We start from the raw sequence: 26,679 nt of genomic DNA on the forward strand, positions 1-26,679 counted from the left end.
GCTTTACGCGTCTTTACAGGTCAACGGTTGATAACGATGCGGCGAGCCCATGGCGCAATGCGTCCGGCGTGGTTAGAGTCCCAGCCAGGTTCCTAGAGGAGGAACCATCCCCCAATGAAGTGAGGATCGATGACTCAACCACGCACCATGCGGCGCGTGCTCGCCGCGGCCGTGGCGGCGGGAGCGCTGCTGATCACCGCCGCTTGTTCCTCGGGCGGCACCCCCGCCGGCTCGGCAAGCGCCTCGGCCTCCGGGTCGGCCACCGACTGGGATGAGACCGGCCCCATCGTCTACGCCCAGGGCAAGGACACCTCGGGCAACCTGAAGGACAAGGTCGACGAGTGGAACAAAGCCAACCCCAACGAGAAGGTCACCTTCCGGGAGTTGTCCGATTCCGCCGACGAGCAGCGCGCTGAGTTCATCAAGCGCGGCCAGTCCAAGTCGGGCGAGTTCACCGTGATGAGCGTCGACGTCGTGTGGACGGCCGAGTTCGCAGCCAACGGCTGGCTGACCGAGCTGCCCTCCGACAAGTTCGACACCACCGGCTACCTGGCGGCTGCGGTCGACTCGGCCACGTACTTCAACAAGCTGTACGCGATGCCGTCGACCTCCGACGGTGCGCTGCTCTACTACCGCAAGGACCTGCTCGACAAGGCCGGCGTTCAGCCGCCCAAGACCTGGGCCGAGATGCAGTCGATCTGCGACAAGATCCTGCCCGACCAGAGCGGCATGTCCTGCTACGGCGGCCAGTTCCAGAAGTACGAGGGCCTGACCTGCAACTTCGCCGAGGCGGTCAACTCCGCCGGTGGAGCCGTGCTCGGTGACGACGGCAAGCCGACCGTGAACTCCGCCGAGGCCGTTGCCGGTCTGCAGTGGATGGTCGACGGCTTCAAGTCGGGCATGATCCCGAAGGAGGCCATCACCTGGAAGGAAGAGGAGTCCCGCACGGCGTTCCAGAGCGGCAAGATCCTGTTCCTGCGCAACTGGCCCTACGTGTGGAACCTGGCCAGCGCCAAGGACAGCAAGGTCGCGGGCAAGATCGCGGTCGCGCCGATCCCCGGCAAGGACGGCCCCGGCGTCTCGACCCTCGGTGGCCACAGCTACGGCATCTCGCCGTTCGCCAAGAACAAGGGCACCGCGATGAAGTGGATCAACTGGATGCTCACCGAGGACAACCAGAAGAAGTGGCTGCAGACGGCGTCCAGTGCGCCGGTGCTCGAGTCGCTCTACTCCGACGCCGAACTGAACAAGCAGTTCCCGTACCTGGCCACGCTCGGTGAGTCGATCAAGAACGCCAAGCCGCGCCCCAAGGCCGTCAAGTACGGCGACGTGACCCTGGCCATCCAGGACGCCGCGTACGCGGCCCTGCAGGGTCAGAGTGAGCCGCAAGCGGCTCTCGACGGGTTGCAGACCAAGCTGCAGAGCCTCGTCAGTTGACCTGGTGACAAGGCTTCAGGGGGTGGCGGGCGCCTGCCCGTCACCCCCTGAAGCCGCCAACCTGTACCCGGAGGAGGTGCGATGGTGGCTGACTCACCAGCAACCACGAAGAACAAGAAGAAGAATCCCCTCAGTGACGGCCAGGGCAGTCTGGCCGCACTGCTGATCTCACCGACCATGGTCGTCATCCTGTTCGTGGTCGGCATTCCCATCCTGATGTCGATCCGCGAATCGGTGTTCCGCAAGAACGAAGGCGTCGATCCCAACACCGGCATGGTCGCCCAGGGCGAGACGTTCGTCGGGCTGCAGAACTTCACCGACATCTTCAACAATCCCACGGTGGTGCCCGGCAACTGGGGCCAGATCGACCGGTTGCTCAATGCGTTCCTGAACACCACCTGGTTCACCGTCGTGTGCGTGGTGCTCGAGACCGTGCTCGGTGTGGCGATGGCGCTCATCATGGCCAAGGCGTTCAAGGGTCAGGGCCTGGTCCGGGCCGCCATCCTGGTGCCCTGGGCCATCCCGACCATCGTCTCGGCCAAGATGTGGGGGCTGATCTTCGACGCCGACGGCGTGATGAACAAGATCATCGGCCAGCAGATCCTGTGGCTAGCCGACGGTCCGCAGTCGCAATGGGCGATCATCATCGCCGACGTCTGGAAGACTGCCCCGTTCATCGGCTTGCTGACCTTGGCCGGCCTGCAGACCATCCCGGCCGAGGTGTACGAGGCCGCGAAGGTCGACGGGGCGTCCGCCTGGCAGCAGTTCACCCGGATCACGCTGCCGATGGTCAAGCCGGCGCTGGTCGTGGCGGTGCTGTTCCGCACCCTCGACACCATGCGCATGTTCGACCTGCCCGCCGGCATGATCGGCTTCGGCAAGTACTACGTCGAGACCGTGTCGACGCTGGCCTACGTCGAGAACAACAACCTGCGTTACGGGCCGGCTGCGGCGTACTCGATCATCCTGTTCCTGTACATCGTGTTCGTGGCCTTCCTGTTCGTGAAGCTGCTGGGCGCCGACGTGGTCGGCGATGAGGAGCTGAAGGCGATCCAGGCGCAGCGCAAGCGGCAGAAGGCGGCGGCCAAGGCCGCCGGCTCCAAGCCGCAACTGGCCAAGACGACCGTCACCTCGGGGAGCGCCGCATCATGACAGCTGCACAGGCACATGTGACCAAGGCGGAACTCGCCGAGCTCAACAAGCCCAAGCGCGACGGCAAGTACTGGGCGGGGACGATCGCAGGGCTGGCCGGCATCGCCTTCATCATCATCTACTGCGTCCTGCCCTTCTACTGGATGATCGTCTCCTCCCTGCGGCTGCCCTCCGACGGTCGCAGCACCGACTACCTGCCCAACCCGGCATCGGTGGAGAACTACATCGCGGTGTTCGCGCCCATCAACGGGTTCGGCAGGTCGCTGGTGAACAGCCTCATCGTGTCCACGACGACCACCGTGCTGACGCTGCTGTTCGGCATCCTGGCCGCCTACGCCCTGGCCCGGCTGCGGTTCGCCGCCAAGGGCATCGTGCTGTCGATCATCATCGCCTGCTCGATGTTCCCCGGCATCACGCTGATCATTCCGCTGTTCAAGTTGTTCAGCGGCAACTACCCGGGCTTCGAGTGGATCAACTGGATGAACACCTACCAGGCGCTCATCATCCCCACCCTGTCGTTCGGTCTGCCGCTGTGCGTGTGGAACCTGACCGCGTTCTTCCGGCAGCTGCCGGTCGAGCTCGAGCAGGCCGCGATGGTGGACGGCTGCACGCCTGGCCAGGCGTTCGCGAAGGTGATCCTTCCGCTCGCCGCGCCGGGTGTGTTCACCACCGCGATCATCACCTTCATCGCGGTGTGGAACGATTACATGATCGCCCTGCAGTTCGGCACCACGCCCGAGATGTACACCTCGATCGTGGCTCTGTCGAAGTTCACCGGCGCCTACGGCTACGACACCCCGTGGGGGACGATCATGGCGGCCGGTGTCATCATCACCGTTCCGCTGCTGGTCGCGGTGCTGATCTTCCAGCGCCGCATCGTCGCCGGCCTCACCGCCGGTGGCGTGAAGTAGCAGCGACCGCCGTTGCGAGGGGCGTCCGGGTGACCGGGCGCCCCTCGTGCGTGAGCGGGGCGTGGCGGCTGCGGTGGTCGAGCGGGTCTCGCACCCGGCGTCCGGCAACGACGAAGGCCCCGCTTTTCGCGAGGCCTTCTTTGGTGCGCCGCCAGGGACTCGAACCCCGAACCCGCTAGTTAAGAGCCAGCTGCTCTGCCAGTTGAGCTAGCGGCGCGCGGTCAGTAACTATACCCAACCAGCAGCACAAGGTGAAATCGGCGGACGCCTCCCGGGTTCGGCGCTCGAACCCGCCCGCCCCTGACCTGGCGCTCGCCCAACTACCGAGGGCTCGCCAACCTTGGCGAGCGCTCGGTAGTTAGGCGAGCGGTAAGGGCGTGGCCGGGGTGCAGCCGGTCAGCGGCGGGCGTTCCGGCGGACGAACTCGACCCGCTGACGGTGCAACTCGTCGATCTCGGGACGCTCCAGGGGCTCCAGTTCGGTGTCCAGGGCCAGCTGCAACAGGTGGTCGGCCAGGTCGGGGTTGCGGGCCAGGTTCGGGCCGTGCGGGTAGCTGCCGATCACCCGTCCCTGGACGGCGCCCTCGGTGCCGTCGTTGGCGTTCCCGACTCCGATCTCGACCGTTGCCAGCGGCGCGGCGTCTGGGCCGAGGGTGGTGAAGCCGCCGTGGTTCTCGAAGCCGGTCAGCAACGTCTCGGTGCCGTCCGGACGCCGCCAGCGGGACAGGATCTCACCGACGGCCCGCTCGGGCCCGCGCCTGGTCTCGACGTCGAGCAGGCCCAGTCCTTCGATCACCTCGTCGCGTTCGCCGATGGTGAAGGTGGTGCCGCAGATCTGGTAGCCGGCGCACACCGCGAACAGCACGGCTCCGGCGTCCAGGGCCCGGAACAGGCTGCCGTCCGTCTTGAGCAGCCGCACCGCCGACACCTGCGCGGCGTCCTCCCCGCCGCCCAGCAGGTACACCGACCCGGACGCCGGCAGCGGGTCGCCCGGCTCGACGATCGTCAGCTTGGCCTCGATCCCGCGCCACTGCAGCCGCTTGAGCAGCACCATCGCGTTGCCGCGGTCGCCGTAGATGCCCAGCAACGACTGGTAGACCAGGACGATCTCAACCGGTCCCTTGTGCGCGGTCATCGCAGCCCCGCCATCTTCAGCAACCGCTGGAAGGGGGTGTAGGTGGCGATCAGGTCGACCGGCGCCCTGGTCGACCCGCCCGGTGGGGACGAGTCGGCGTCGCCACGGGCGGCCGTCAGGGCGGCCGCCAGCTCGGGCAGCACCTGGTGCTCGACCTCGGCGTAGGTCAGCCGGACGCCCAGATCCTGCGCCCGCGGGCCGGTGGCGATCACCCGGCGGCCCTGCAACTGCTCGTACTCGACGTCCCACAACCAAGAGACGTCCTTGCCGTCGGCGGCCACCGAGTCGATCGCCAGGATCACCGGGTCGGACGCCGCCAGCGGCAGCGCCTCGGCCCAGCCGGCGGGGTTCTTGGCCAGCAGCAGCCGCGCCGTGGTGCCGTGCAGGGTGGCGGTGGCGAAGCGGCCGGCCGGCGAGGTGACGGTGCGCATGCCGCGCAGGGCGGCGTCCACGTCGACCCCCAGCACCACCGCGGCGGCCAGCGCACAGGCGGCGTTGGACACGTTGAACGCGCCCGGCACCCGCAGCTGAGGAGTGACCCGGGTGCCGTCGGGGGTGACGATGCTGTCTCCCTCCACCAGCCAGGACGCCGCGGGCTTGGTCAGCTCGCAGCCGGGGCAGTCCCAGCGCTCGCCGTCGTGGGTGAGCACGGTCCCGCAGGCCGGGCACAGCGCGGCGTCGGCCGTCCAGCTGGTGGCGGTGTCGACCCAGATCACGTTCGCCGCCGTCCCCGCCGACCACACCACGAGCGGGTCGTCGGCGTTGGCCACCACGGTCGGCCCGTCGTCGCCCCCGCGTTCGAGGGCGGCCCGCCACGAGCGGCCCAGCGCCTTGATCTCGTGATGCCGGTCGAGCTGGTCGCGGCTGAAGTTGAGCAGCACCAGCACCTCGGGCCGGCCGAACGCGATCATGTCCGAGACCACCCGCTCGTCGGTCTCGAGGACGGCCAGGTCGGCGCCGGGCGCCTGGCTGAGGGCCGAGGCGATGCCGTAGTGCAGGTTGGCGCCGTCGGCGTTGGTGACGAGCCGGGCGGAGTCCGCACCCAGCCCGGCTCGCACCGCCGCGGCCAGCAGGTGCGTGGTGGTGGTCTTGCCGTTGGTCCCGGACACGCCGGCGATCCGGCGTCCGCGCAGCAGCAGCCGGAAGGCGTCCGGAGCGATCCGGGTCATCACCTGCCCCCGGATGGACGCCCCCGAGCCGCGGTTCGCCAGCCGCGAGCCCAGCGCGGCCAGGTTTCCGGCGGTGACGGCGGCGCGCAGCCGCAGCCGATCCGGCAACGGCAGGACGTCCGGCTCGGCGCGACGGCCCAAGGTGCTGGCTGACATGCGGCCTATTCTGCCGGTTGCGGCGATCGGGGCGGGACCGCGACATACTCCGGGAGCTTCGCCGACCGGCCGGCACCCGAGGAGGTGCGCCGGATGCGGCGTCCGAGCCACGGTCCGGCGTGCTGCCGGGCCCAGCTCAGCTGCCAGTCCAGCCACTCCCGGCGCGTCTTGGCCGGCAGCTCCGGCAGCGGGTCGTCCCAGCCGTCGCTGGCCGGCAGGCCGACGGCGACCAGCGCCGCCTGCGACACCCGCTCGTGGCCGATGCTGTTGAAGTGCAGACGGTCGTCGAACCACATGCCCCAGTGCTTGAGGCACCGCATGCCCCAGACGTCGATGACGAAGGCGCCGTGGCGCCGGGCGATCGACCATACGTTGGCGTTGAACAGGGCGGTGCGCGACCGGGTCAGGTCGAGCAGCGGCGAGCCCTTGGCATCGATGCCCGTGCCGAGCAGCACGTCGACGCCGGCCTCGCGCAGCCGGACGACGGCGCGCTCGAGTTCTGCCGTGATGGCGTCCACGTCGGCGCGGGGGCGCAGGATGTCGTTGCCGCCGCCCCACAGGCTGACCAGTTCGGGTTGCAGGGCCAGCGCCGGTTCGAGCTGCTCGGCGATGATCGGCCGTAACAGTCGCCCTCGGATGGCCAGGTTGGCGTAGTCGATGCTCTCGCCGGCGGCGTCGGCGAGGTGTTGGGCGAACCGGTCGGCCCAGCCGCGCGGCTCGCCGTTCGGGTAGGGGTCGACGAGGCCTTCGGTCAACGAGTCGCCGATCGCGACGTAGCGACGCCAGCGGTGTGTGGGTTCGGGCATGTTCATCCTGCGGGGGTGCGTCGGACGCGGGGTCGACCCGCAATGCATCCGACAACTTACCCCCACCGTCGCCCCGCTCCCGCTGCCAGTCACGGGGGCTGCCGCCCGCCGCAGCGTTGTGGCCGGCCGAACCACCGGCGCACGGGACTCCGGGTGGGCTCCCGGGCGTGACATCTGTCACGCCGAACCCGGGCGATCGTCACCGGCGGCGGTGCGCCGTGGCACTACTGGCGGGCCTCCGCCGGGCACAGGCTGGATTCATGACAGCGACAGACATCATCGCCCCGGGCGGGCGGCCGGCCGTGGACGAGGCCGCGATCGAGGTGCGGGGCCTGCGCCGCAGCTATGTGGCGCAGCGGCGGTTCAACCCGCTCACCGGGTTCAGCAGAGCCACCGCGCATTTCGAGGCGGTGCGGGGCATCGACCTGCGGATTGCCCGCGGTGAACTGTTCGCGCTGCTGGGCACCAACGGCGCCGGCAAGACCTCCACGGTCGAACTGGTGGAGGGCTTGTCCCGCCCCAGCGGGGGAACGGTCCGGGTGCTCGGTCACGACCCCTTCACCGAACGCCGGCTCGTCCGTCACCGCACCGGGGTGGTGCTGCAGAGCTCCGGCTTCCCGCCCGGCCTGACCGTGCGTGAGCAGGCCAGGTACTGGGCCGGCACGCTGACCGCGCCCCGGCCGAGCGATCCGCTGCTCGAGGCGGTCGGGCTGGCCGGACGCCTCGACGTCCAGACCGCGCAGTTGTCCGGCGGCGAGCGGCGCCGGCTCGACATCGCGTTGGCGATCATGGGCGAACCCGAGGTGCTGATTCTCGACGAGCCGACCACCGGGCTCGATCCGGAGTCCCGCCGGATGGTGTGGGCACTGATCCGTGAACTGGTCGACAGCGGTGTCGCGGTGCTGCTCACCACCCACTACCTGGAGGAGGCCGAGTCGCTCGCCGACCGGCTCGCGATCATGCATGCCGGACGGATCGCCCGCACCGGCACCATGGCCGAACTGGTCGCCGACCAGCCCGCCCAGATCAGCTTCGGCCGCCCGGCCGACCTGAACCTGGCGTCGCTCGCCCTGCCCGGCGCACGGCTCAGCGTGGATGACGACGCCGTCCGGATCGAGACCACCACAATGCAGCGGAGCCTCGCCGCCCTGCTCGCCTGGGCGGGAGACGTCCAGCTGACCGACCTGCAGGCCCGCTCCGCATCGCTGGAGCAGGTATTTCTGGCCATCGCCAACACCGAGGAGCCGTCATGACCACCACCACCACCACCACCAACCGCGTCACCACCGGCCGCGGACCCGCCCTGCGCCGCTTCGGCGCGCTGGTCCGTACCGAAACCACGATCCTGCTGCGCAACCGGACCGCCGTGTTCACCGCGGTCGCGCTGCCGCTGTTCATGACGTTCGCCTTCTCGGGCATGGACATCGGCGGCGCCGGACTCGGCGCGCTGCTGGCGACGATGCTGGTCGTCAGTTCGCTGATGTTCGTCGTCTACTACACGCTGGTCACCTCACTGGTCGGACGCCGTGAGCAGCTGGTGCTGAAGCGGCTGCTCGCCGGTGAGCCCGACCCCATCGAGATCCTGATCGCACCCGCCGTGCCGCTGTGGGCACTGCTGGTGATCCAGTCCGCCCTGGGAGTGGGTGCCGCATTGCTGCTCGGCGCGCCGCTGCCGAACCCGTGGGCGCTGGCCCTGGCCGTCGTGGCCGGAGCGGCGGCGTGGACGGCGCTGGCCGTGGCGAGCGCGGCCCTGACCCGGACGGTGGAGGCGGCCCAGCTGACCACGCTGCCGTTGATCCTGCTGTCGCTGCTGTTCTCGGGCTTCTCGGTGCCGCTGGGGGCGCTGCCGGGTCCGGTGCAGACCCTCGCCCACCTGCTGCCGATGACTCCCGTGGTCGACCTGGTGCGGCTGGCGTTCACCGGGGTGGGCGCCGACGGCCGCGCCGTGGCCGGGGGAGCGGACGCCCTGCTCGCCGCCGGCGCGATGGTCCTGCCGCTGCTGGGCTGGACGGCACTGGCGATGTGGGGCGGGCTGCGGTGGTTCCGCTGGGAGCAGCGCAGCTGAGTAGGCTCACCGCAATCGAGGAGGACCGATCATGACCAGCACGGCAGAGGGAGTACGGCGCACGGAGCGCTACGTGTACAACTCGCTGCACTGGGGCTTCCCGATGCTGCCCATCACCGGTGTGCTGATGCTGGTCGGCCGGGCGGCCGCGGCGACCGACTCGTCGTGGCTGGGCTGGGCGGCCGCCTGGGTCGCGCTGCTGGCCGGGTCGTCCTGGGCGGCACTCACGGTGCTGCACACGTCGCTGCGCGGCCGGGGCCTGCTGCCGGACAGCGCCGGGGACCGCGCCTTTCTCACCCGTCGGCCGGGCGTGTTCGTGGCCGTGTGGGTGGTGACGAGCCTGGCGTCCGCCGTGCTGGCGGGACTGGCGCTGCCCACCACGCTGGTGGCGCTCAGCCTCGGCTGCGGCCTGCTCGGCGGCGTCCTCGCCCTGCCGCTGCTGGGCGGTGCCAGGGTGCGCAGCGGGCCGGCGGCGGTGGCGGCGGCCGGACTCGGGCTGCTGAGCCTGTGGGTGCTGCCGACCGCAGAGTTCGACGTGATCACGGTGCGGATCACCGCCAGCTACTTCGTGGCGCTGCTCGCGATCACCGTCGTCATGTTCAGCGCCATGTTCCTCAACGTGCTGGCCAGCACCCGCGAGCTGGAACGCGCGCGGGCGGACGCCGCCAGGTTGTCGGTCGCGGAGGAGCGGCTCCGCTTCGCCCGCGACCTGCACGACGTGTTCGGCCGGACCCTGGCGGCGGTGGCGCTGAAGTCCGAGTTGGCTGCGGCTCAGGCCCAGCGCGGCAACCCGCAGGCGGCGTCCACCATGCTCGAGATCCAGGCGCTGGCGATCGAGTCGCTGGACCAGGTGCGCGATGTCGTCCGCGGCTATCGCGCCATCGAGCTGGATCAGGAAGTGGCCGGCGCGCGTGCCCTGCTGGAGGCGTCCGGGGTGGCGGTGACCAGCATCTCCGAGGGCCGCGAACCGTTGCCGGCGCCGGTGGCCCGGACGTTCGGCTGGGTGGTGCGCGAAGGCACCACCAACATTCTTCGGCACTCCGAGGCGGGCGAGGTGCGGATCGCGGTGGTGAGCACCGTCGGGACGGCCCGGCTGACGCTGACCAACGACAACCCACGGCCGGCGGCGGAGGGCTCCGGTTCCGGAGCGGGGCTGGTCGGGCTGGCCGAGCGGGTGGCCGAGGTGGGCGGAACGCTGCGGATCGACCGGACCGCGGACTCGTTCACGCTCACCGCCACCGTCGACGCCCCGGCCCTGGCCGGGCTGCGGAACGCCGAGACGACGCGGGTAGTGGACCCGGCGGGGCCGACCGCCGGGCAGGGGCCGACCGTCGGGCAGGGGCCGACCGATCGTTCGATGGCCGGCGCGAGCCGGGTCGGGCCCGGTGAGGTCCAGTGATCCGCGTCCTGGTCGCCGACGACGAGCACCTGATCCGCGAGGCGCTGGTCGCGCTGCTCGAGCTCACCGACGACATCGAGGTGGTCGGGCAGGCGGCGTCCGGGGATGAGGCGCTGACGCTGGGGCTCCGGCTCGCGCCCGACGTCGCCGTGCTCGACCTGCAGATGCCGGGCCTGTCCGGCACCGAGGTGGCCGCCGAACTCGCCGAGCGGCTGCCCGGCTGCGTCTGCGTGATCGTGACCAGTCACGGGCTGCCCGGCCACCTGAAACATGCGCTGGCCGGGGGCGTCCGCGGCTTCGTGCCCAAGACCGTCACCGGTGCGCGGCTGGCCGAGGTGATCCGTACCGTGCACTCGGGCGCCCGGTACGTGGATCCGGGCCTCGCGGCGGACGCGATCGCGGCCGGCGACTCCCCATTGACACCCCGCGAGGCCGACGTGCTGCAGGCCGCCGAGGGGGGCGCACCGGTCGAGGAGATCGCTGTGCGGGTGCACCTGTCGTCCGGAACGGTGCGCAACTACCTGAGTTCGGCGATCGGCAAACTGCACGCCGCGACCCGCCACGAGGCGGTGCGGATCGCCCGCGAGCGCGGGTGGATCTGACCCCGGCCCCGGCCGGACGTACGCTGCGGGCTGCTGACAGGCCGGGGTGAGCGGTCTAGCGTGGCGGGAGGTACAACCTCACCCCGCCGGCATCCCGACCGTGTTTCCCGCGTACCGGCACCAGCCCACCCCGGTCCGGAGGTGCCCGTGTTCGAAGCGCACATCGAGGACGTCGAACAGCGCGCCCTGACCGGTACCCTGCCCGCTCAGCAGGACGTGATCCGGCTGATGACCCAGGCGTACCAGCGCTACCGCACCCTGGACGAGGGCGTCGTGGCCGACTACATCCCGATCCTGGGCCGCGCCGACCCGGCCAGGTTCGGGCTGTCCCTGGTGGGCGTCAACGGCTTCGTCCACGAGCTCGGCGACACCGCGGTCGGGTTCTCCATCCAGTCGATCTCCAAGGCGTTCGTGTTCGCCCTGGTGCGCGAGGCACTGGGGCACGAGAAGCTGCACGAGGTGGTGGGAGTGAACAACACCGGCCTGCCGTTCAACTCGGTCATCGCGATCGAGCTCAACGACGGCAGCCCGATGAACTCCATGAACAACGCCGGCGCGATCGCCACCACGGCGCTGATCCCGGGTGCGGACGCGCAGCAGCGCTGGGACGACCTGGTCGGCGGCCTGTCGGCGTTCGCCGGACACCCCCTCGAAGTCGATCAGGAGGTGTACCGCTCGGAGGCGGAAACCAATCACCGCAACCAGGCGCTCGGACGCCTGCTGCAGAGCTACGGTCGGCTGGCCGTCGATCCGGCCGAGGTCGTCGACCTCTACACCAGGCAGTGCGTCCTCACTGTCACCAGCACCGACCCGGCCACGATGGGCGCCACGCTTGCCGACGGCGGCGTCAATCCGGTCACCGGCGAGCGGGTGGTGTCGGCCGAGACCTGCCGCGACACCCTGGCCGTGCTCGCCTCCTGCGGCATGTACGAGCGCTCGGGGGAGTGGCTGTTCGAGATCGGCCTGCCGGGCAAGTCGGGGGTGTCCGGCGGCATCGTCGCGGTGTCTCCAGGCAAGGGTGCGCTCGGCTCGTTCTCGCCGCCGCTCGACCCGGCCGGCAACAGCGTGCGGGGCCAGCGCGCCTGCGCCCACCTGTCCCGGGCCCTGGGCCTGAACCTGTTCGCCTCCGCCCGCTTCGACAGCACCGAAGGAGCCCTCGCATGACCCAGGCAGCAACCCCGTGTCAGACAAGCGATCCTGGGCTCCCATGATCGGCCTGTCCCTGGTCCAGGTCCTGATGTCGTTCAACGTGGCCGCCCTGCCCATCTCGCTGGGCGGCATGGCCGACGATTTCGGCGTCCCGCCGACCACGGCCAGCTCGACCATCGTGGTGTACGGCCTCGCGGTGGCCGCCCTGGTGATGACCGGCGCGAAACTCGGCCAGCGGGTCGGCTGGGTGCTCATCTTCCGCATCGTCGTGCTGGTCTTCGGGACGTCGTCGCTGATGATGATCATGGCCCCCACCATCGGCTGGGCGATCGGTGGCCAGGTGCTGGCCGGCGCCTCGGCCGCGATCATCGTGCCCTCCCTGGTCGCGTTGATCGCTGCCAACTATCGCGGCGAGCAGCAGGCCACCGCCGTCGGTGCGCTGGGCTCGGCCCGCGCGATCTCGGGCGTCACCGCCTTCCTGATCGGCGGCACGCTGGGCACCTTCGTCGGCTGGCGTCCGATCTTCCTGATCACGTTGGCGCTGGCCATCGCCGTGTTCGGCTTCAGCTTCACGCTGCGTAGGGACCGCGGCAACGCTGACGTCCGGATCGACCTGGTCGCCTCACTGCTGATCGGCGCCGCCATCGTGCTGCTCACGCTGGGCTTCAACAACCTCAACGGGTGGGGCTTCCTCTACGCCAAGCCGGCCGCCCCGTTCACCCTGCTGGGCCTGTCACCGGCCCCGGTCTTCGTGGTGGTCGGCGTGATCATCGGCCAGTGCTTCTTCTGGTGGACGAGGCGCCGCACGGCGGCCGGCCGCCAACCGCTGGTGCACCTCAGCGTGCTCGGGCGGGCCTCGGAGCGGGCCGCGGTGTACGCGATGTTCGTGATCGTGGCGATGGAGGCCGCGGTGAACTTCACCGTGCCGACCTACATCCAGGTGGTGCAGGGCCGGACGCCGTTCGACACGTCGCTGGCCATGATGCCGTTCAACCTGACGGTGTTCGTGACCGCGACCCTGATCGTCCGGCTGTACAAGCGCTACACCCCCAGGACGATCGCGCTGTTCTCATTCGCGGTCACGACCGTCGCACTGCTCTGGCTGGCCACCGTGGTTACCAACAACTGGGAGACGCTGCCGACGATCATCGGCCTGGTCGCTTTCGGCATCGACCAGGGCGCCCTGGTCACGCTGGTGTTCAACATGCTGGTCACGGCGGCGCCCAAGGAGCTCGCCGGCGACGTCGGCTCCATCCGCGGCACGACCCAGAACCTGGCCTCGGCGGTGGGGACGGCGGTGATGGGTGCCGTGCTGGTCACCACCTTGTCGATGGGAGTCGGGCGGGCCGTCATCGATCACCCGGAGTTGCCCGTGGAGCTCGTCGCCCACGTCGATCTGGACAATGTGAACTTCGTCAGCAACGCCGACCTGAGGGACCGGCTGTCCACCACCACGGCCACGCCCGAGCAGGTGGAGGCCGCCGTGGCGCTGAACGAGGAGCAGCGGCTGCGCACCCTGAAGTTCGGCTTCCTCATGCTGGCCGGGATCAGTGCGGTCGCGGCCCTGCCGGCGTCCAGGCTGCCGCGGTACCGTCCCGACGAACTGCCCGACCCGGAGGATCTCGATCCGTCGGCGGACGACGACCTCGGCGACCCCGACGCCGTCGAGGGTGCCGATCCCGACACCGAGGAATCGCGCTCAGGCCCGCCGGTTGCATCGTCGTCGGGGTGAACTCGTCGAAGGCGGGGGGTGGGACCGTTTCAACCGACCCGCGGTGGGGTGAGTAACGGGACTCGAACCCGCGACATCCTGGACCACAACCAGGTGCTCTACCAGCTGAGCTATACCCACCATGTGCCGCTACAACAGCTTGGACAGTCTAGGACACGGCGCGATTCGGTGCCAATCGGCGTCCGGCCGCGGCCTGGGGTGGGTGCCGGACCGTCCGATGGACGTGGACCGTTCAGTGCGCACGCCTCAGGGGTCGGTTCTCAGCAACGCCGGCTACTCCCAGGAAGCGCGTCTGTTCTCGTGTTGTGACACGAAAGTAGTCACCGTTGGTGAAAGCAGTCGGGGTTGCTGAGAACGACAGAGACCCCAAGCGGCGGGCCGGAAAGCCGGTGAGTCAGTCGCTCTCGTCGGTGACAGCGCCGGTCAGCGCGCCCTGGTGCACGGCCGCGATGCGCTTCAGATCGCTGGTGGCGGGGCCGGGGTGCGGCACGAACACCGCCTCGCGGTAGTAGCGCAGCTCTTCGATGGACTCACGGATGTCGGCCAGCGCCCGGTGGTTGCCCGACTTGGCGGGCGAGTTGTAGTACGCCTTGGGGTACCAGCGCCGGGCCAGCTCCTTGATGCTGGAGACGTCGACGTTGCGGTAGTGCACGTACTGCTCGAGGGTGGGCATGTCGCGGGCCAGGAACGACCGGTCGGTGCCGATGGTGTTTCCGGCCAGCGGCGCGGTGCGCGGGTTGGGAACCCATTCGCGGATGTAGTCCAGCACCTGCTGTTCGGCGGTTTCGAGGTCGACCCCGGCGCCCAGCAGCGGCAGCAGCCCCGACTTGGCGTGCATCTCGCGGACGAAGTCGCCCATCTGCTGCAGCGCGGCCTCGGAGGGCTTGATGACCACGTCGACGCCGTCGCCGAGCACGTTCAGGTTGCCGTCCGTCACGAGTGCGGCGACCTCGATCAGCACGTCCTGCACCAGGTCCAGGCCCGTCATCTCACAGTCGATCCACACCAGAAGGTCAGCCACGGCGAACACTCTAGACGTACCCGGGCGACGCCGTAGGCTGGGCCTTGAGAACGCGGGAGGGTGCGATGAGTATTGACCTGGACGAGCTCCAGCCGGACGCCGATGACAACCTGCGGGAGTTCATCGACAAGCTGGTGGCAGCCGGGTATACCGTCGCCGACAGCGAGAGCCCCGACCCGGAGCTGATCGACCCGGGGGGTCGCGCCGTCGAGACCTGGCGGGAGGACTACCCCTACGACGAGTTGATGTCGCGCGAGGACTACGAGCAGGAGAAGTACCTGCTGCAGGTCGAGCTGCTGAAGTTCCAGTACCACGGCCAGGATCACGGCCTGAAGCACATCATCGTCTTCGAGGGCCGCGACGCCGCGGGCAAGGGCGGCACCATCAAACGGTTCACCGAGCACCTCAACCCGCGAGCCTCCCGGGTGGTGGCGCTGACCAAGCCGTCGGACACCGAGCGCGGGCAGTGGTACTTCCAGCGCTACATCCGGCACTTCCCGACCGACGGCGAGATCGTGCTGTTCGACCGGTCCTGGTACAACCGCGCCGGAGTCGAACGGGTGATGAACTTCTGCACCGACGACCAGTACGAGACGTTCATGCAGCACGCACCCAAGTTCGAGCGGATGCTGATCGAGTCGGGCATCCACCTCACCAAGTTCTGGTTCTCGGTGACCCGCAAGGAGCAGCGGACGCGCTTCGCGATCCGGCAGATCGACCCGGTGCGGCGCTGGAAGCTCTCCCCGATGGACCTGGAGTCGTTGGACAAGTGGGAGGCCTACTCGGCTGCCAAGGAGGCGATGTTCGCCCGGACCGACACCAAGTACGCCCCCTGGACGACGGTGCGCTCCAACGACAAGAAGCGGGCCCGGATCAACGCGATGCGGGCGTTTCTCAACCAGTTCGACTATGCGGGCAAGGACCACTCGGTGGTCTACGATCCCGACCCGCTCATCGTCCGCCGCGGCCGCGAATCCAGCGACGACTGAACCGCTGGGACGGTCCTGCCGGTCCGGGACTGGACCGTGGGGACGGTTCCCCACGGTCCACCGTGCTACTTCACCGACCCGCTCATCAGGCCGCTGATGAAGTACCGGCCCAGCAGGATGTAGACCAGCAGGGTCGGCAGGGACGCCACCAGCACCCCGGCCATGATGGCCGGATAGTCGGGGTTCTGGCCGCCGGCCAGCTCCTGCAGCGCGTAGGTGACCGGGCCGTTGCGGGGCGAGGTCAGGAACAGTGCGAACAGGAAGTCGTTCCAGGCCGAGGTGAACTGCCAGATGAGCGTCACCACGAAGCCCGGAATCGACACGGGCAGCACGATCGACACGTACGTGCGGAGCATGCCGGCGCCGTCCACCCGCGCAGCCTCCAGGATCTCGTTGGGCACCGCAGTGGCGTAGTAGTTGCGAAAGATCAGGGTGCAGATCGGGATGCCGTAGATGGTGTGCACCAGGATCAGTTTGGGAATGCCGTCGATCCAGGAGAAACCGTGGGTCTGCAGCTCGAGCAGCATCTTCTGCAGCGGGATCATCACCGCCTGGTAGGGGATGAACATGCCGAACAGGAACGCGGTGAACACCACGTCCGCCCCCGGGAACTTCCACTTGGCGAACACGTACCCGTTCAGCGAGCCCAGGATCGACGAGAGCACCGCGGCGCTCAGCGCCAGCACCAGCGACCGGCCCAGCGCGGGCGCCAGCCGGCTGATCGCGGAGGCCCAGCCGTCGGTGGAGAACACCGTCGGCAGGTTCCAGGCGGTGGCCGACCCGACGTCCGCCCCACCCTTGAAGCTGGTCACCAGCACCACGTAGAGCGGGGTCAGTACGACGACCGCGAACAGCAGCAGCAGCACGAACTGCAGCGTCTTCATCGCGCTCACGCCGCGCCGACGATGCGGGTCGGACGTCGTGGGCGCCTCCAGCGCCTCCACCGCGGCGGTCATGCCCTGCCGTCCTTCTCGGTGCGGTTGGTGTAGATCAGGTAGGGGATCACCACGACGGCGACGATCGCCAGGATGATCGTCGCGTTGGCGGCCGCGCCGGTCGGGTTCGACTGCGGGAACAGCTGGATCCACATGAAGGTGGCGGGCACCTCGGCGGTGTAGGAGTTGGCGCCGGCGATCGAGTAGATCAGGTCGAACATCTTCATCGACATGTGGCCGAGGATGATCAGCGCCGACAACGCGACCGGAGAGACCTGCGGGAACAGCACGTGCCGGTACAGCTGCCATTCGGTGGCGCCGTCCACCCGCGCGGCCTCGCGCTGATCGGCGGAGATGCCGCGGAAGCCGGCCAGGAACAACGCCATGATGTAGCCCGACAGCTGCCAGATGGCCGGGATCGCCATCGCCGCCATGTTGAAGCTGCTGTCGGAGGACCACCAGCTGCTCTGCAGCCACGGCACGCCGAGGTTGACGAAGAGCTGATTGAGCCCGATCGCCTGGTCGTCCTTGGCCGGCGACAGCAGCCACCGCCACGCCACGCCCGCGGCGACGAAAGAGATCGCCATCGGGAACAGGTAGATCGAGCGGAAGACGCCCTCGCCGGCGACCCCGCGTTCGAGCAGCACCGACCACAGCAGGCCGAAGACCATGGTGCCCGTCATGAACACCACCGTGAGCACCAGCAGGTTCCACAGGGCGTGCTGGTAGCGATCGTCGGTCAGCAGGTTGCCGTAGTTGGCCAGCCCACCCGGGTTCGTCACGCGTCCGGTGATGCGGTCGGTGGTGGTCGCCAGCGACGTGGCGACGTTCACCCCGATCAGCCCGTAGACGAAGATGCCCACCAGGATGATCGACGGGCTGACCAGCAGCAGGGGCGGGCCCCAATTACGTAGCCGGCGCATCCGGCCTCCTCACACGTGCGGCGGGGGTGCGTCCGATCGGCTTCGGACGCACCCCCTCAGTCAGCTCAGGCGGCGTTCTTCTGCGCCGCCGCGACCAGATCGGCGATCAGGGTCGCCTGATCTTTCGAGCCGTAGAACTTCGAGATCGCGGTGCTGATGTCGGAGTTCCACGCCTGGCTCACGGCCGCGCCGTGGGCGATCGACGGGGCGATCTTGTTCGTCTTGAACGCCTCCATGGCGCTCTGCTGGTACTTCGGGAAGTCGGTCGCCGGCACGTCGGTGCGTGCGGGGATCGAGCCCTTGGCGAGGTTGAACGCCTTCTGGCCGTCGGCCGAGCCGATCAGCGCCAGCCAGTCCTTCGCGCCGGCGGCGTTCTTGGCGCCCTTGGGCAGGGTGAACGAGTCGGCCAGGAAGTCGAACACGCCGTCGGTGCCGGGCACCGGGAAGTAGGTGTAGTCCTCACCGTCGGTCTTGTTCTTCAGCGTGAACTCGGCCACCGCCCAGTCACCCATCACGTTGTAGGCGGCCTTGCCGTCGATGACGGCATCGGTGGCACCCGGCCAGTCGTCGCCGTCGGAGGCGGTGTTGGCGTAGCTGAGCAGCTTGGCGTAGTGGTCGACCGCCTTCTTGACCCCGTCGGATTCCCAGTTGGCGCCGGCGGCGAACAGCTTGGTGTACTCGTCGACGCCAAGGTCGGCGATGAGCACGGTCTCGAACAGCTGCACCTGGGTCCAGGTGCCGGCGATGCTCAGCGGCGTCGACACACCGGCCTGCTTCAGCTTCTCCATGTCGGAGAGCCAGGCGTCCAGGTCGGCCGGGACGGCGGTGATGTCGGCCTTCTTCAGCACCGCCGGATTGGCCCACACGACGTTGGCGCGGTGGATGTTGGACGGGACCGAGTAGATGTTGCCCTGCACGGTCAGCAGATCGAGCAGGCTCTGCGGGAAGACGCTCGACCCACCGAGGGAGTCGATGACCTCGTTGACCGGCTCGATCTGATCGGCCCGGATGTAGTCCTGCAGCTCGGCGCCGGCATGGCCCTGGAACGAGTCCGGCGGGTTGCCGTTGGCCAGCTCCGAGGCCAGCTTCGCCTTGGCGTTGGAGCCGGCGCCACCGGCCACGGCCAGGTTCACGAAAGTGTCGTTGGGGTACTTCTCGCCGAACAGCTTCACCAGGGCGTCCAGGCCGACCTTCTCGGAGCCATCGGCCCACCAAGTGAAGACGCCGACCTCACCGCCGGCACCTCCGGACGGGGCAGCCGAGGCCGACTCGGACGCCGACTGGCTCGCGGCCGGCGCACCCGAGCTGCAGCCGACCAGGGATAGGGCGGCCGCAACAGCGACGGCCACCAGTGTCTTTGCACGCATGTGCATCCTCCATTGGATTGCTTGAGGACCTCTCCGGGTCCAGTGGCGCCAAACTAGGCTCAGCGTCCGATTCGAACGGTGAGAAAGCCCTGATCGTTGCAGGTTTGTTACCGGTTCTGCCACAGCCCGGTGGGAGCGTCGTGAAATCGCTCTCATCGACCCGTCACGGCGGGCTCACGCACCCACCGCCACAGCCACCCCGCGCCACCGAAGCCGATGGCCCCGACGGTCACCGCCGCCCATCCCAGGGGTGCCAGGGCGGCGATGGCGGTGATCAGCAGCGGCCCGGTCGCCTGGCCGATACCGGTGGTCAGCCGCCACCCGGCGAGGAACTGCGGGCGGCCGAGCGATGGCGAGGCGTCCGACCCGATGGTCATCACCACGCCGGCCGAGATGCCGTTGCCGAAACCCAGCAGGGCGGCGAAGAGCGCGACCTGGGTCAGGGAGTGCGCGAAGGGCAGCAGGGCGAAGCAGGCGCCCATGATGATCATGGACGGCACCGACACCGCCCGGCGCCCGAACCGGTCCATCACCGAGCCGCCCAGATAGAACAGCAGCGTGTCGATGCCCGACGACAGCGCGAACACCAGGCTGGTGGTGGCCGCGTTCAGGCCGATCTGTTCACACCACAGCGGCAGCAGCGCGTCGCGGGAGGCCCGGACCAGCATCAGCGCCGAGGCGCCCACACCGGCGGTGGCGTAGGTATGCGAGTGCGCGCGCAGCACCTGCAGCAGGCGGACGGGGGCGGCGTCGGCGTGCTCAGGTGCGGGCAGGTCGGGCAGCGCCATCGTCACCACCGCCGCCAGCACGCTGGTGCCGGCGGCGACCAGGTAGGCCGCCTGTAGACCCCACACGCTGACCACGCCGGCGCCCATCAGCGGGCCGAGCAGCGAGCCGATCCGGAACACCCCGCCCAGACTCGACAGCGCCCGCGCCCGGTAGGCGAGCGGTACCGCCACCGTCAGGTACGACTGGCGGGCCAGGCTGAGCATCGCCCCGGACAGGCCGGTGACGAAGACCGCGGCGGCCAGCACCCATTCGTTGGCGGCGAACGCGCAGGTCAGCAGGCACGCCACGTCGACGAACAGGGCGCCGACCAGGGACTTCTTCTCGCCGAACCGGTCGGCGATGACGCCGGCGGGCAGGGCGCCGAGCAGGGTGCCGATGCCCATCAGGGCCACCACGAGGGCGGCCTCGGCGACGGACGCCCCCAAGGCCCGCGCGGTCAGCGGCACCAGCGGCACGATGGCGCCGAAGCCGATGAACGACACCGCCGTCGGTAGGTAGATGGCGACCGCCAGCCCGCGCCACTGGCGCCGGCTGGGGTCGCGGTCATTCATCGGCAGCAACCTATACGCTAGTCAGCGGCGCTGCGCCCGTAGCTCAGGGGATAGAGCGGGAGCCTTCTAATCTCACGGTCGCAGGTTCGAATCCTGCCGGGCGCGCCGATGAAACCTCGGCCGGAACCGTGCTGCGGCGAGCGTGGGTGAGTTCCGAGCCCCGCCGGTTCTCGGCGGCGCGGACAGGGGTGGCTCCGGGCCGTCGCGCAGTCTGGACGCAGCGGTCGCGCTCCGGGGGTCCGTGCATCATTGAGTAACAAGCTCATCCACCAGCGTGGCTGCCGTCATGGAGCCCGCCCAGGGGTGCGCTCGCTGAGGTGGTCGCCGTCGAGCCGGAGGGACCGCCATGACCCAGAGCCTGTCCACGACCGATCTCTGGCGTCCGCTGTAGACCTTCGGCGGGTGCCGCGATCGAGGAGGGCCTCACTCCATGCCGGCGACCTCGTCGAGCAGCTGCAGCAGCCGGTGGGCGGCCAGTTCGACCTTCTTGTGCCGCCACTCGGCGGCCCGGTAGACGCAGGCGATCAGCGCGCTGCGATGGATCCGCCTGAAGTCGCCCAGCACGAACGCGTAGCGGGCCTTGGTCTCGTCGGTCGCGCCCTTGGTCAGCCCCAGGTGCCAGGCCCCGTAGTCGTCCCAGGAGTGCTTCTCGAGGTAGGCGTTCTCGGCGGCGGCGTCCGGCTGCGCCTCGCCCCACTCGCTGGACAGCACGTACTGCCTCGCCCGGATCAGCCGCTCGGCGTAGTGCACCGCGGCGTCGTTGACCGAATAGGAAGCCATGCCTCACTGTAGGCCGGACGCCGCCGGTCCGGTCAGGGGTCGGCCGCCGGGAGGCCGCTCCGGCGGCCCGGTAGGCTGGCCGGCATGTCGACGGACACCATCGCCCGGCACAGCCGGCTGCTCAACGGCATCCCGTCGCAACCCGATCTCTCCGCGCCGTTGCCCAAACGCATCTTGACCAACCCGTGGACGTGGATCGGCGTCGTGTTCACCCTGATCTACGCCGCCTGCCTGTGGTCGCAGTACGCCCTGCTGACCGCGGACGTCCCCGTCCGCGACGGTGTGGTGCCGGGCATCAACCACTCGGCGATCAGGGATTCGTTCTGGTTCGCGCTGCCGACGCTGGTGTTCTGGATCGTGGTGTTCATCGCCGCCGACCGGTTCCGGCCGCAGCGCTGGCTGCTGTGGTACCTGACCCTCGGCTGGGGTGCCGCGGTGGCCACCTTCCTGTCGCTGCACATCAACACCTGGGCCTCCGAACAGCTCTCCATCGGCGGTGACGGCGATCCGACCACCGGCGCCCGGGCGGCGATCTACATCGCCCCCTTCGTCGAAGAGGCGGCGAAGGCGACGGTGCTGTTCTGGATCGCCCTGCTGGTGCGGTATCAGCTCGTCACCAAGCTCAACGGCGTGGCGCTGGCGGGGTTGTCGGCAGCGGGCTTCGCCTTCACCGAGAACATCATCTACTACGCCCGCGCGATCATGTACGCGAGCAGCACCATCAACACCGGCGACGCCGAGCAGGCCGTGCGCGAACTGGTCTGGTTGCGCGGCTTCTGGACGGCGTTCGGGCACCCCCTGTTCACGATGATGACCGGGCTGGGGTTGCTGGTGGCTCTGCGCACCCACAGCAAGGTGGTGCGCGTCGTCGCCCCCTTGATCGGCTACCTGCTGGCCGCCCTGCTGCACATGATCTTCAACTCGCAGGCAACCTTCGCCGGCGGCACGATGCGCTACGTCATCTACTTCGCGGTCGCCCTGCCGCTGGTGGCGTCCGCGGTGATCTACGTGGTGCGGCAGTTGTTCAAGGAGAGCCGCAAGATTCGCGCCCGGCTGACCGACTACGTCCGGATGGGTTGGCTGAACCCCGTCGATCCCGAGACCACGTCGCGGGTCCGGCGCCGGGCGTGGGCGCTAATGGTGGCGGCGACCCGTGGCTGGGCGGTGCTGCGCGCGACGCTCAGCCTGCAGCGCACCCTCACCGAACTCGCCTACCTGCGCGACGCCGAGGTGAAGGGCGTCATCGACGAGGCGGGCACGGCTCGGGCGACCGAACTGCTCTACCAGGCGCGGACCCTGCGCGGCCTCGCCATCGACGATCCGCAGGGTCAGCGGCTCAGCCTGCCGAAGTTCCGCAAGCCGAAACCGGTCGAGTATCCGCCGCCCGACTACCCCGGACCTGCGGGACTCGGCGGCAACTGGCCCGCCGGCCCGGGTTCGGCGCCACTAGGATCCCAGGTGTATTCGCGGGTGGACCCGAAGTGGGGCCCGCCCACCGGCTGAGCACGTCGATCAGGAGGAGCAGCATGAGCGTTGGTCAGTTGGCGACCTCGCTCAGAAAACTCCGGGATTCGCTTGAGTCGGCCAGGTTGCCGCTGGGTCTACCGGGCAGCGATTCGGCGGCGTCGCTGCGGGGCGAGCTCGTCGCCCAACTCGACGACTACCTGCTGCCGCGGCTCGACCGGTTGGACGCCCCGCTGCTGGCGGTCGTCGGCGGCTCGACGGGGGCGGGCAAGTCCACCCTGGTGAACTCGCTGATCGGACGCGAGGTGAGTCGGCCGGGAGTGATCCGTCCCACCACCCGCTCGCCCGTCCTCGTCCACCACCCCGACGACGCGCAATGGTTCGGGCCCGACCGCATCCTGCCGGGACTGGCTCGCAGCCTGGCCGCGGCCAACGACACCCGCACCCTGCAACTGGTGCCCGAGGAGACCCTTCCGCAGGGCCTCGCCATCCTGGACGCCCCCGACATCGATTCGGTGGTCGCCGAGAACCGGGCCCTCGCCGCGCAGTTGCTGGCCGCAGCGGATCTGTGGCTGTTCGTCACCACCGCCGCCAGGTACGCCGACGCGGTGCCGTGGGATTACCTGAAGTCGGCGGCGGACCGCAGCGCGGCGGTGGCGGTGGTGCTGCAGCGGGTGCCGCCGGCGGCCATGACCGACGTGCCCAGCCATCTCGGCCAGATGATGGCCGATCGGGGCCTGGGCGACTCGCCGCTGTTCGCCGTTCCCGAGACGGTCACCGACGACGACGGGTTGCTGCCCGACGCCGCGGTCGCCCCGATCAGGGACTGGCTGGCCGCGCTGGCGGCCGACACCCAGGCCCGTGCGACGGTCGTGCTGAAGACTCTGGACGGCGCGATCACTGCACAATGCCGCAACGCGCCGCAGGTGGCAGCTGCCGTCGACGAGCAGCTGGCGGCGGTCGACCAGCTGCGCAACGACGCCGAGGGCTCCTACCGTGAGGCGGTCCGCACCATCGGGGTGCAGACCGCCGACGGCAGCCTGTTGCGCGGTGAGGTGCTGGCCCGCTGGCACGACTTCGTCGGCACGGGTGAGTTCTTCCGCGCCGTCGAGCAGAAGATCGGCTGGCTGCGCGACCGGCTGGTGGCGTCCTTGCGCGGTGAACCGAAGCAGGTCAACGACGTGAAGCTGGCCGTCGAATCGGGCATGGAGGTGCTGATCCGCGAAGAGGGCGAGGCCGCCGCCGAGCGCACCGAGACCGCCTGGGCCAACGACCCGGCCGGCCGCCAGCTGCTCGACGCCCACGACGGCCTCGGTCGGGCGTCCGACGACTTCCCGGCCCAGGTCGCGCTGGCGATCCGCAACTGGCAGGCGGACGTGCTCGAGCTGGTCAGCAGCGAGGGCGGGTCGAAGAAGTCGAAGGCCCGGTTCCTGGCGCTCGGCACCAACGGCGTCGGCATCGCGTTGATGATGGTCGTCTTCTCGACCACCGGCGGCCTGACCGGGGCCGAAGTCGGGGTGGCCGGCGGGACGGCGGTGCTGGCCCAGCGGGTGCTCGAGGCGGTCTTCGGTGAGGACGCCGTGCGCCGGCTCGCCAAGACCGCCAAGGAGGCGTTGAACGTCCGGGTCGAAGCGTTGCTGGCGCGCGAACTGGGGCGTTACGAGGTCGTGCTGGGCGACATCGGCGTCCGTGACGGGGTGGCCGAGCAGATCAGGGCGGCGGTGGCCGAGGTCAACGAGGTGCGTCGCGACGACGTCCGGCTGACCCCGCCCGCCGCGGCGGAGTTGGAGCGCCCGCGGGGGACCGCGACCCAGGTCCCCGACCGTGCCGAGCTGCCTGCGGCGACCGGCGGGGCAGGCACCGCCGCGGCAGGACCCGAGGTGGTCGAGGCCGAACTGGTGGCCGATGACGAGGCCGACCGTTGAGCCGCCCGTTGGCCGAGCGGCTCAAGGCGCTGGAGGAGGCCGCCGACCTGAGCCGCGGACGGTCGTCCGCCGAGTCGGTCGAGCGGGCGGCCGCGGTCGTGAAGCGGGCCGGTCAGCGGGTCGCGTTCTCGGGGGACCACACGGTGGTGGCGCTGGCCGGAGCGACCGGATCGGGCAAGTCGACCTCGTTCAACGCGATCAGCGGGACGGAGTTCGCCAGCACCGGCGTCCGGCGGCCGACCACGTCGCAGGCGATGGCGGTGGCGTGGGGTTCCGAACTGCCCGGTGACCTGCTGGACTGGCTGGACGTCAAGCGACGGCACCTGGTGCCGGCCAGACGCAGCTCGTTCGCCAACCTGGTGCTGCTCGACCTGCCCGATCACGACTCCACCGAGGCGGATCATCGGATGACCGTCGACCGGCTGGTGCCGTTGGTCGACATGCTGATCTGGGTCGTCGACCCGCAGAAGTACGCCGACGCGGCACTGCATGACCGGTACCTGCGGCCGCTGGCCCAGTACGCCGACGTGATGATCGTGGTGCTGAACCAGTCCGACCGGTTGCGGCCGGCCGAGCTGAACGAGGCGATGACCGACCTGCGACGACTGCTCGACGCCGAGGGGTTGAAGAAGGCGCGGCTGATGTCCATGTCGGCGCTCGAGGGCGATGGCGTGCCCGAGTTGCGGGAGGTACTGGCCGCCGCCGTCGCGGACAAGAAGGCCGTCGGCCAGCGGATCGCCGGCGACGTGACCGGGGCGGCGGCCGAACTGCAACGCGAGCTGGGCACCGGCCGGACGCCGCAGCTCGACCGCAAGCAGCGGGCGCCACTGGTCGAGGCGCTGGCGGACGCCGCCGGCGTCCCCGTGGCGGTCGAGGGGGTTCGCGAGGCCTGGAAGCTGCGCGGCGGCCTGGCCACGGGATGGCCCTTCGTGAAGTGGGTGGCGAAGCTCAAGCCGGACCCGTTGCGGGCGTTGCGTCTCGACCAGGGCCCCAAGGAACTGTCGCCGACCAGCCTCAGCCGTACCTCGCTGCCCGGTGCCAGCTCGGTGCAGCGGGCCCGACTCGACCGTGGCCTGCGGGAACTGGTGGACGCCGCAGCCGCCGGCCTGCCCCGCGGCTGGGCCGGCGCGGTCCGGACGGCTGCGCGCGGGCACGAGGCGCTGCTGATGGATCGGTTGGACACCGCCATCGCCGGCGCCGATCTGGAACTGGACCGCGGCACCGGCTGGTGGTCGGTGGTGCGTGCCCTGCAGTGGGTGCTGATGCTGGCCGTCGTGGCGGGCGTGCTGTGGACGCTGTTCATGATGTTCGCCCCCGCGATGGGCCTGGCCGGCATCCCCACCGTGTTCTGGTGGGGATGGCCGGCGCAGTTCGTGCTGCTCGCCGGCGGGGTGGTCGGGGGGCTGGTGCTGGCCGGGCTGTCGGCCGTCGGCGTTTCGATAGGTGCCCGTGGCAAGGCGAATCGCGCCGAACGACGGTTGCACGAGGCCATCGGCAAGGTGGCGGACGCCGAGCTCATCGCCCCCGTCGACGCCGAACTCGACCGCCACCGCCGAGCGGTCGAGGCGGTCCGCCGGGCCTCCTGAGCCGGAGGGTCGTTCCACCGGCGCGCAGCGGCCGCCCGGACGTGGTCCCCGACTCGGGTGGGCTCGTGCGACCCGGGACGTCCATCGATTTTGAACACTTTTCGGAACTCGGTCACACACTGCGAATGACAGTTCATTCATTCCAGGAGGTCACCCATGGACGCGAGCATCACCGTGACGGGCAACGTCGGTAGCGACGTCGACCTGCGCAGCGACGACACCAACGAGTGGGCCTACGCGGCCTTCCGGCTGGCCTGCACCCCGCGCCAGCACCGTGCCGGCAGCTGGCGCGACGGCGAGACCATCTGGCTCAACGTCAACTGCCGCAATCGGGCGCTGTCGTTGAACGTGCGGGCGAGCATCGCCAAGGGTGACCCGGTGATCGTCAGCGGACGGCTCAGCACCTGGAGCTGGACGAACAAGGAGACCGGGGTCGTCCACGAGCGGCTCGTGCTCGAGGCGTTGAGCGTGGGCCATGATCTGACCCGCGGCACGTCGTCCTTCCGGCGGGCCGAGCGGGCCACGGTCGAGCCGCCCGCGCCCGAGGAGTCCGATGTCTTCGGTGAGCTCGAGGTCGAGGGTGACGGCGGCCACGGTGGCGCGACCCCCGACGCCGCCGAGGCGGCCGCCTGAACCC

23 protein-coding genes and 3 tRNA genes are annotated in these 26,679 nt (G+C 69.7%); 15 read left to right on the forward strand and 11 right to left on the reverse strand.

What is annotated here, in order from left to right; genetic code table 11:
• The first annotated feature begins 129 nt into the window (after nucleotides 1–129).
• The 3 genes from OIE40_RS09355 to OIE40_RS09365 all read left to right on the forward strand — a co-directional run bounded on the left by OIE40_RS09355 (nucleotide 130) and on the right by OIE40_RS09365 (nucleotide 3,500).
• A complete protein-coding gene (locus tag OIE40_RS09355; protein WP_264701931.1) occupies nucleotides 130–1,437 on the forward strand; it encodes an ABC transporter substrate-binding protein in 1,308 nt (435 codons plus the stop codon).
• 81 nt (nucleotides 1,438–1,518) lie between these two features.
• On the forward strand, nucleotides 1,519–2,589 hold the full coding sequence (locus OIE40_RS09360) for a carbohydrate ABC transporter permease (RefSeq protein WP_264701932.1): 1,071 nt from the start codon (nucleotides 1,519–1,521) through the stop codon (nucleotides 2,587–2,589).
• Nucleotides 2,590–2,732: 143 nt separating this feature from the next.
• The gene (locus tag OIE40_RS09365) at nucleotides 2,733–3,500 is read left to right on the forward strand and encodes a carbohydrate ABC transporter permease (protein ID WP_264702336.1); all 768 of its coding nucleotides are present in this window, start codon (nucleotides 2,733–2,735) and stop codon (nucleotides 3,498–3,500) included.
• Nucleotides 3,501–3,641: 141 nt separating this feature from the next.
• Here the strand turns inward: OIE40_RS09365 and OIE40_RS09370 are convergent.
• The 4 genes from OIE40_RS09370 to OIE40_RS09385 all read right to left on the reverse strand — a co-directional run bounded on the left by OIE40_RS09370 (nucleotide 3,642) and on the right by OIE40_RS09385 (nucleotide 6,765).
• Nucleotides 3,642–3,717, reverse strand: a tRNA-Lys gene (locus tag OIE40_RS09370).
• Nucleotides 3,718–3,896: 179 nt separating this feature from the next.
• Complete coding sequence (locus OIE40_RS09375) at nucleotides 3,897–4,634, reverse strand: type 1 glutamine amidotransferase (protein ID WP_264701933.1); 738 nt, start codon at nucleotides 4,632–4,634, stop codon at nucleotides 3,897–3,899.
• A complete protein-coding gene (locus tag OIE40_RS09380; RefSeq protein ID WP_264702338.1) occupies nucleotides 4,631–5,803 on the reverse strand; it encodes a Mur ligase family protein in 1,173 nt (390 codons plus the stop codon). Before OIE40_RS09380 ends, OIE40_RS09375 begins: the two co-directional genes overlap by 4 nt.
• Before the next feature lie 161 nt (nucleotides 5,804–5,964).
• Nucleotides 5,965–6,765 (reverse strand): SGNH/GDSL hydrolase family protein, encoded by an 801-nt coding sequence (locus OIE40_RS09385; RefSeq protein WP_264701934.1) that lies wholly within the window; start codon nucleotides 6,763–6,765, stop codon nucleotides 5,965–5,967.
• A gap of 260 nt (nucleotides 6,766–7,025) precedes the next feature.
• On the opposite strand from OIE40_RS09385, the gene OIE40_RS09390 reads away from it, so the two are divergent.
• The 6 genes from OIE40_RS09390 to OIE40_RS09415 all read left to right on the forward strand — a co-directional run bounded on the left by OIE40_RS09390 (nucleotide 7,026) and on the right by OIE40_RS09415 (nucleotide 13,712).
• Nucleotides 7,026–8,018, forward strand: a complete 993-nt coding sequence (locus OIE40_RS09390) for an ABC transporter ATP-binding protein (protein WP_264701935.1) — start codon at nucleotides 7,026–7,028, stop codon at nucleotides 8,016–8,018.
• Nucleotides 8,015–8,830 (forward strand): ABC transporter permease, encoded by an 816-nt coding sequence (locus tag OIE40_RS09395; RefSeq protein WP_264701936.1) that lies wholly within the window; start codon nucleotides 8,015–8,017, stop codon nucleotides 8,828–8,830. The genes OIE40_RS09390 and OIE40_RS09395 overlap by 4 nt, the downstream gene beginning before the upstream one ends.
• A 31-nt stretch (nucleotides 8,831–8,861) precedes the next feature.
• Nucleotides 8,862–10,229, forward strand: a complete 1,368-nt coding sequence (locus tag OIE40_RS09400) for a sensor histidine kinase (RefSeq protein ID WP_264701937.1) — start codon at nucleotides 8,862–8,864, stop codon at nucleotides 10,227–10,229.
• Complete coding sequence (locus tag OIE40_RS09405; RefSeq protein WP_264701938.1) at nucleotides 10,226–10,831, forward strand: response regulator transcription factor; 606 nt, start codon at nucleotides 10,226–10,228, stop codon at nucleotides 10,829–10,831. Before OIE40_RS09400 ends, OIE40_RS09405 begins: the two co-directional genes overlap by 4 nt.
• 141 nt (nucleotides 10,832–10,972) lie before the next feature.
• The gene (gene glsA, locus OIE40_RS09410; RefSeq protein ID WP_264701939.1) at nucleotides 10,973–11,995 is read left to right on the forward strand and encodes a glutaminase A; all 1,023 of its coding nucleotides are present in this window, start codon (nucleotides 10,973–10,975) and stop codon (nucleotides 11,993–11,995) included.
• A gap of 43 nt (nucleotides 11,996–12,038) precedes the next feature.
• Nucleotides 12,039–13,712: an MFS transporter gene (locus tag OIE40_RS09415; protein WP_264701940.1), complete on the forward strand. Its 1,674-nt coding sequence runs from the start codon at nucleotides 12,039–12,041 to the stop codon at nucleotides 13,710–13,712.
• Nucleotides 13,713–13,756: 44 nt separating this feature from the next.
• On the opposite strand, the gene OIE40_RS09420 is transcribed toward OIE40_RS09415, so the two are convergent.
• Together OIE40_RS09420 and orn are read right to left on the reverse strand one after the other, a co-directional pair.
• Nucleotides 13,757–13,832: transfer RNA gene (locus tag OIE40_RS09420), tRNA-His, on the reverse strand.
• Between the two features lie 274 nt (nucleotides 13,833–14,106).
• Nucleotides 14,107–14,733: an oligoribonuclease gene (orn, locus tag OIE40_RS09425; protein WP_264701941.1), complete on the reverse strand. Its 627-nt coding sequence runs from the start codon at nucleotides 14,731–14,733 to the stop codon at nucleotides 14,107–14,109.
• A gap of 65 nt (nucleotides 14,734–14,798) precedes the next feature.
• Here orn and ppk2 point away from each other — a divergent pair, with 65 nt between their 5' ends.
• A complete protein-coding gene (gene ppk2 / locus OIE40_RS09430; protein WP_264701942.1) occupies nucleotides 14,799–15,722 on the forward strand; it encodes a polyphosphate kinase 2 in 924 nt (307 codons plus the stop codon).
• 65 nt (nucleotides 15,723–15,787) lie between these two features.
• Here ppk2 and OIE40_RS09435 read toward each other — a convergent pair whose 3' ends face one another.
• From OIE40_RS09435 to OIE40_RS09450, 4 genes are all read right to left on the reverse strand, one after another.
• The gene (locus tag OIE40_RS09435) at nucleotides 15,788–16,678 is read right to left on the reverse strand and encodes a carbohydrate ABC transporter permease (RefSeq protein ID WP_264701943.1); all 891 of its coding nucleotides are present in this window, start codon (nucleotides 16,676–16,678) and stop codon (nucleotides 15,788–15,790) included.
• Nucleotides 16,675–17,580 carry a carbohydrate ABC transporter permease gene (locus tag OIE40_RS09440; RefSeq protein ID WP_264701944.1) on the reverse strand — a complete coding sequence of 302 codons (906 nt, stop codon included), beginning with the start codon at nucleotides 17,578–17,580 and terminating at the stop codon, nucleotides 16,675–16,677. Before OIE40_RS09440 ends, OIE40_RS09435 begins: the two co-directional genes overlap by 4 nt.
• A 65-nt stretch (nucleotides 17,581–17,645) precedes the next feature.
• Nucleotides 17,646–18,947, reverse strand: a complete 1,302-nt coding sequence (locus OIE40_RS09445; RefSeq protein WP_264701945.1) for an ABC transporter substrate-binding protein — start codon at nucleotides 18,945–18,947, stop codon at nucleotides 17,646–17,648.
• Nucleotides 18,948–19,099: 152 nt separating this feature from the next.
• Nucleotides 19,100–20,287, reverse strand: a complete 1,188-nt coding sequence (locus OIE40_RS09450) for an MFS transporter (RefSeq protein ID WP_264701946.1) — start codon at nucleotides 20,285–20,287, stop codon at nucleotides 19,100–19,102.
• Nucleotides 20,288–20,319: 32 nt separating this feature from the next.
• On the opposite strand from OIE40_RS09450, the gene OIE40_RS09455 reads away from it, so the two are divergent.
• Nucleotides 20,320–20,392: transfer RNA gene (locus OIE40_RS09455), tRNA-Arg, on the forward strand.
• A 318-nt stretch (nucleotides 20,393–20,710) separates the two neighbouring features.
• Here OIE40_RS09455 and OIE40_RS09460 read toward each other — a convergent pair.
• Nucleotides 20,711–21,067: a hypothetical protein gene (locus tag OIE40_RS09460; protein ID WP_264701947.1), complete on the reverse strand. Its 357-nt coding sequence runs from the start codon at nucleotides 21,065–21,067 to the stop codon at nucleotides 20,711–20,713.
• An 84-nt stretch (nucleotides 21,068–21,151) separates the two neighbouring features.
• On the opposite strand from OIE40_RS09460, the gene OIE40_RS09465 reads away from it, so the two are divergent.
• From OIE40_RS09465 to OIE40_RS09480, 4 genes are all read left to right on the forward strand, one after another.
• A complete protein-coding gene (locus OIE40_RS09465) occupies nucleotides 21,152–22,570 on the forward strand; it encodes a PrsW family intramembrane metalloprotease (protein WP_264701948.1) in 1,419 nt (472 codons plus the stop codon).
• 23 nt (nucleotides 22,571–22,593) lie between these two features.
• Nucleotides 22,594–24,456 carry a GTPase domain-containing protein gene (locus tag OIE40_RS09470; protein ID WP_264701949.1) on the forward strand — a complete coding sequence of 621 codons (1,863 nt, stop codon included), beginning with the start codon at nucleotides 22,594–22,596 and terminating at the stop codon, nucleotides 24,454–24,456.
• Nucleotides 24,453–26,042, forward strand: coding sequence for a GTPase (locus OIE40_RS09475; RefSeq protein WP_264701950.1), 1,590 nt, complete (start codon nucleotides 24,453–24,455; stop codon nucleotides 26,040–26,042). Before OIE40_RS09470 ends, OIE40_RS09475 begins: the two co-directional genes overlap by 4 nt.
• 156 nt (nucleotides 26,043–26,198) lie before the next feature.
• The gene (locus tag OIE40_RS09480; RefSeq protein WP_264701951.1) at nucleotides 26,199–26,675 is read left to right on the forward strand and encodes a single-stranded DNA-binding protein; all 477 of its coding nucleotides are present in this window, start codon (nucleotides 26,199–26,201) and stop codon (nucleotides 26,673–26,675) included.
• Nucleotides 26,676–26,679: the final 4 nt, after the last annotated feature.

It is taken from the genome of Micropruina sonneratiae (genome assembly GCF_025972045.1).
GTDB classification, from domain to species: domain Bacteria; phylum Actinomycetota; class Actinomycetes; order Propionibacteriales; family Propionibacteriaceae; genus Micropruina; species Micropruina sonneratiae.

Excerpts from the sequence above, each read along its gene's own strand:
- ppk2 (WP_264701942.1), top strand. The coding sequence starts at position 14,799 with ATGAGTATTGACCTGGACGAGCTCCAGCCGGACGCCGATGACAACCTG.
- OIE40_RS09375 (WP_264701933.1), bottom strand. The coding sequence starts at position 4,634 with ATGACCGCGCACAAGGGACCGGTTGAGATCGTCCTGGTCTACCAGTCG.
- OIE40_RS09380 (WP_264702338.1), bottom strand. The coding sequence starts at position 5,803 with ATGACCCGGATCGCTCCGGACGCCTTCCGGCTGCTGCTGCGCGGACGC.
- OIE40_RS09445 (WP_264701945.1), bottom strand. The coding sequence starts at position 18,947 with ATGCGTGCAAAGACACTGGTGGCCGTCGCTGTTGCGGCCGCCCTATCC.
- OIE40_RS09480 (WP_264701951.1), top strand. The coding sequence starts at position 26,199 with ATGGACGCGAGCATCACCGTGACGGGCAACGTCGGTAGCGACGTCGAC.
- OIE40_RS09415 (WP_264701940.1), top strand. The coding sequence starts at position 12,039 with ATGATCGGCCTGTCCCTGGTCCAGGTCCTGATGTCGTTCAACGTGGCC.
- OIE40_RS09440 (WP_264701944.1), bottom strand. The coding sequence starts at position 17,580 with ATGCGCCGGCTACGTAATTGGGGCCCGCCCCTGCTGCTGGTCAGCCCG.
- OIE40_RS09360 (WP_264701932.1), top strand. The coding sequence starts at position 1,519 with ATGGTGGCTGACTCACCAGCAACCACGAAGAACAAGAAGAAGAATCCC.
- OIE40_RS09460 (WP_264701947.1), bottom strand. The coding sequence starts at position 21,067 with ATGGCTTCCTATTCGGTCAACGACGCCGCGGTGCACTACGCCGAGCGG.
- OIE40_RS09390 (WP_264701935.1), top strand. The coding sequence starts at position 7,026 with ATGACAGCGACAGACATCATCGCCCCGGGCGGGCGGCCGGCCGTGGAC.
- OIE40_RS09365 (WP_264702336.1), top strand. The coding sequence starts at position 2,733 with ATGATCGTCTCCTCCCTGCGGCTGCCCTCCGACGGTCGCAGCACCGAC.
- OIE40_RS09400 (WP_264701937.1), top strand. The coding sequence starts at position 8,862 with ATGACCAGCACGGCAGAGGGAGTACGGCGCACGGAGCGCTACGTGTAC.
- OIE40_RS09470 (WP_264701949.1), top strand. The coding sequence starts at position 22,594 with ATGAGCGTTGGTCAGTTGGCGACCTCGCTCAGAAAACTCCGGGATTCG.
- OIE40_RS09395 (WP_264701936.1), top strand. The coding sequence starts at position 8,015 with ATGACCACCACCACCACCACCACCAACCGCGTCACCACCGGCCGCGGA.
- OIE40_RS09355 (WP_264701931.1), top strand. The coding sequence starts at position 130 with ATGACTCAACCACGCACCATGCGGCGCGTGCTCGCCGCGGCCGTGGCG.
- OIE40_RS09435 (WP_264701943.1), bottom strand. The coding sequence starts at position 16,678 with ATGACCGCCGCGGTGGAGGCGCTGGAGGCGCCCACGACGTCCGACCCG.
- OIE40_RS09385 (WP_264701934.1), bottom strand. The coding sequence starts at position 6,765 with ATGCCCGAACCCACACACCGCTGGCGTCGCTACGTCGCGATCGGCGAC.
- OIE40_RS09465 (WP_264701948.1), top strand. The coding sequence starts at position 21,152 with ATGTCGACGGACACCATCGCCCGGCACAGCCGGCTGCTCAACGGCATC.
- OIE40_RS09450 (WP_264701946.1), bottom strand. The coding sequence starts at position 20,287 with ATGAATGACCGCGACCCCAGCCGGCGCCAGTGGCGCGGGCTGGCGGTC.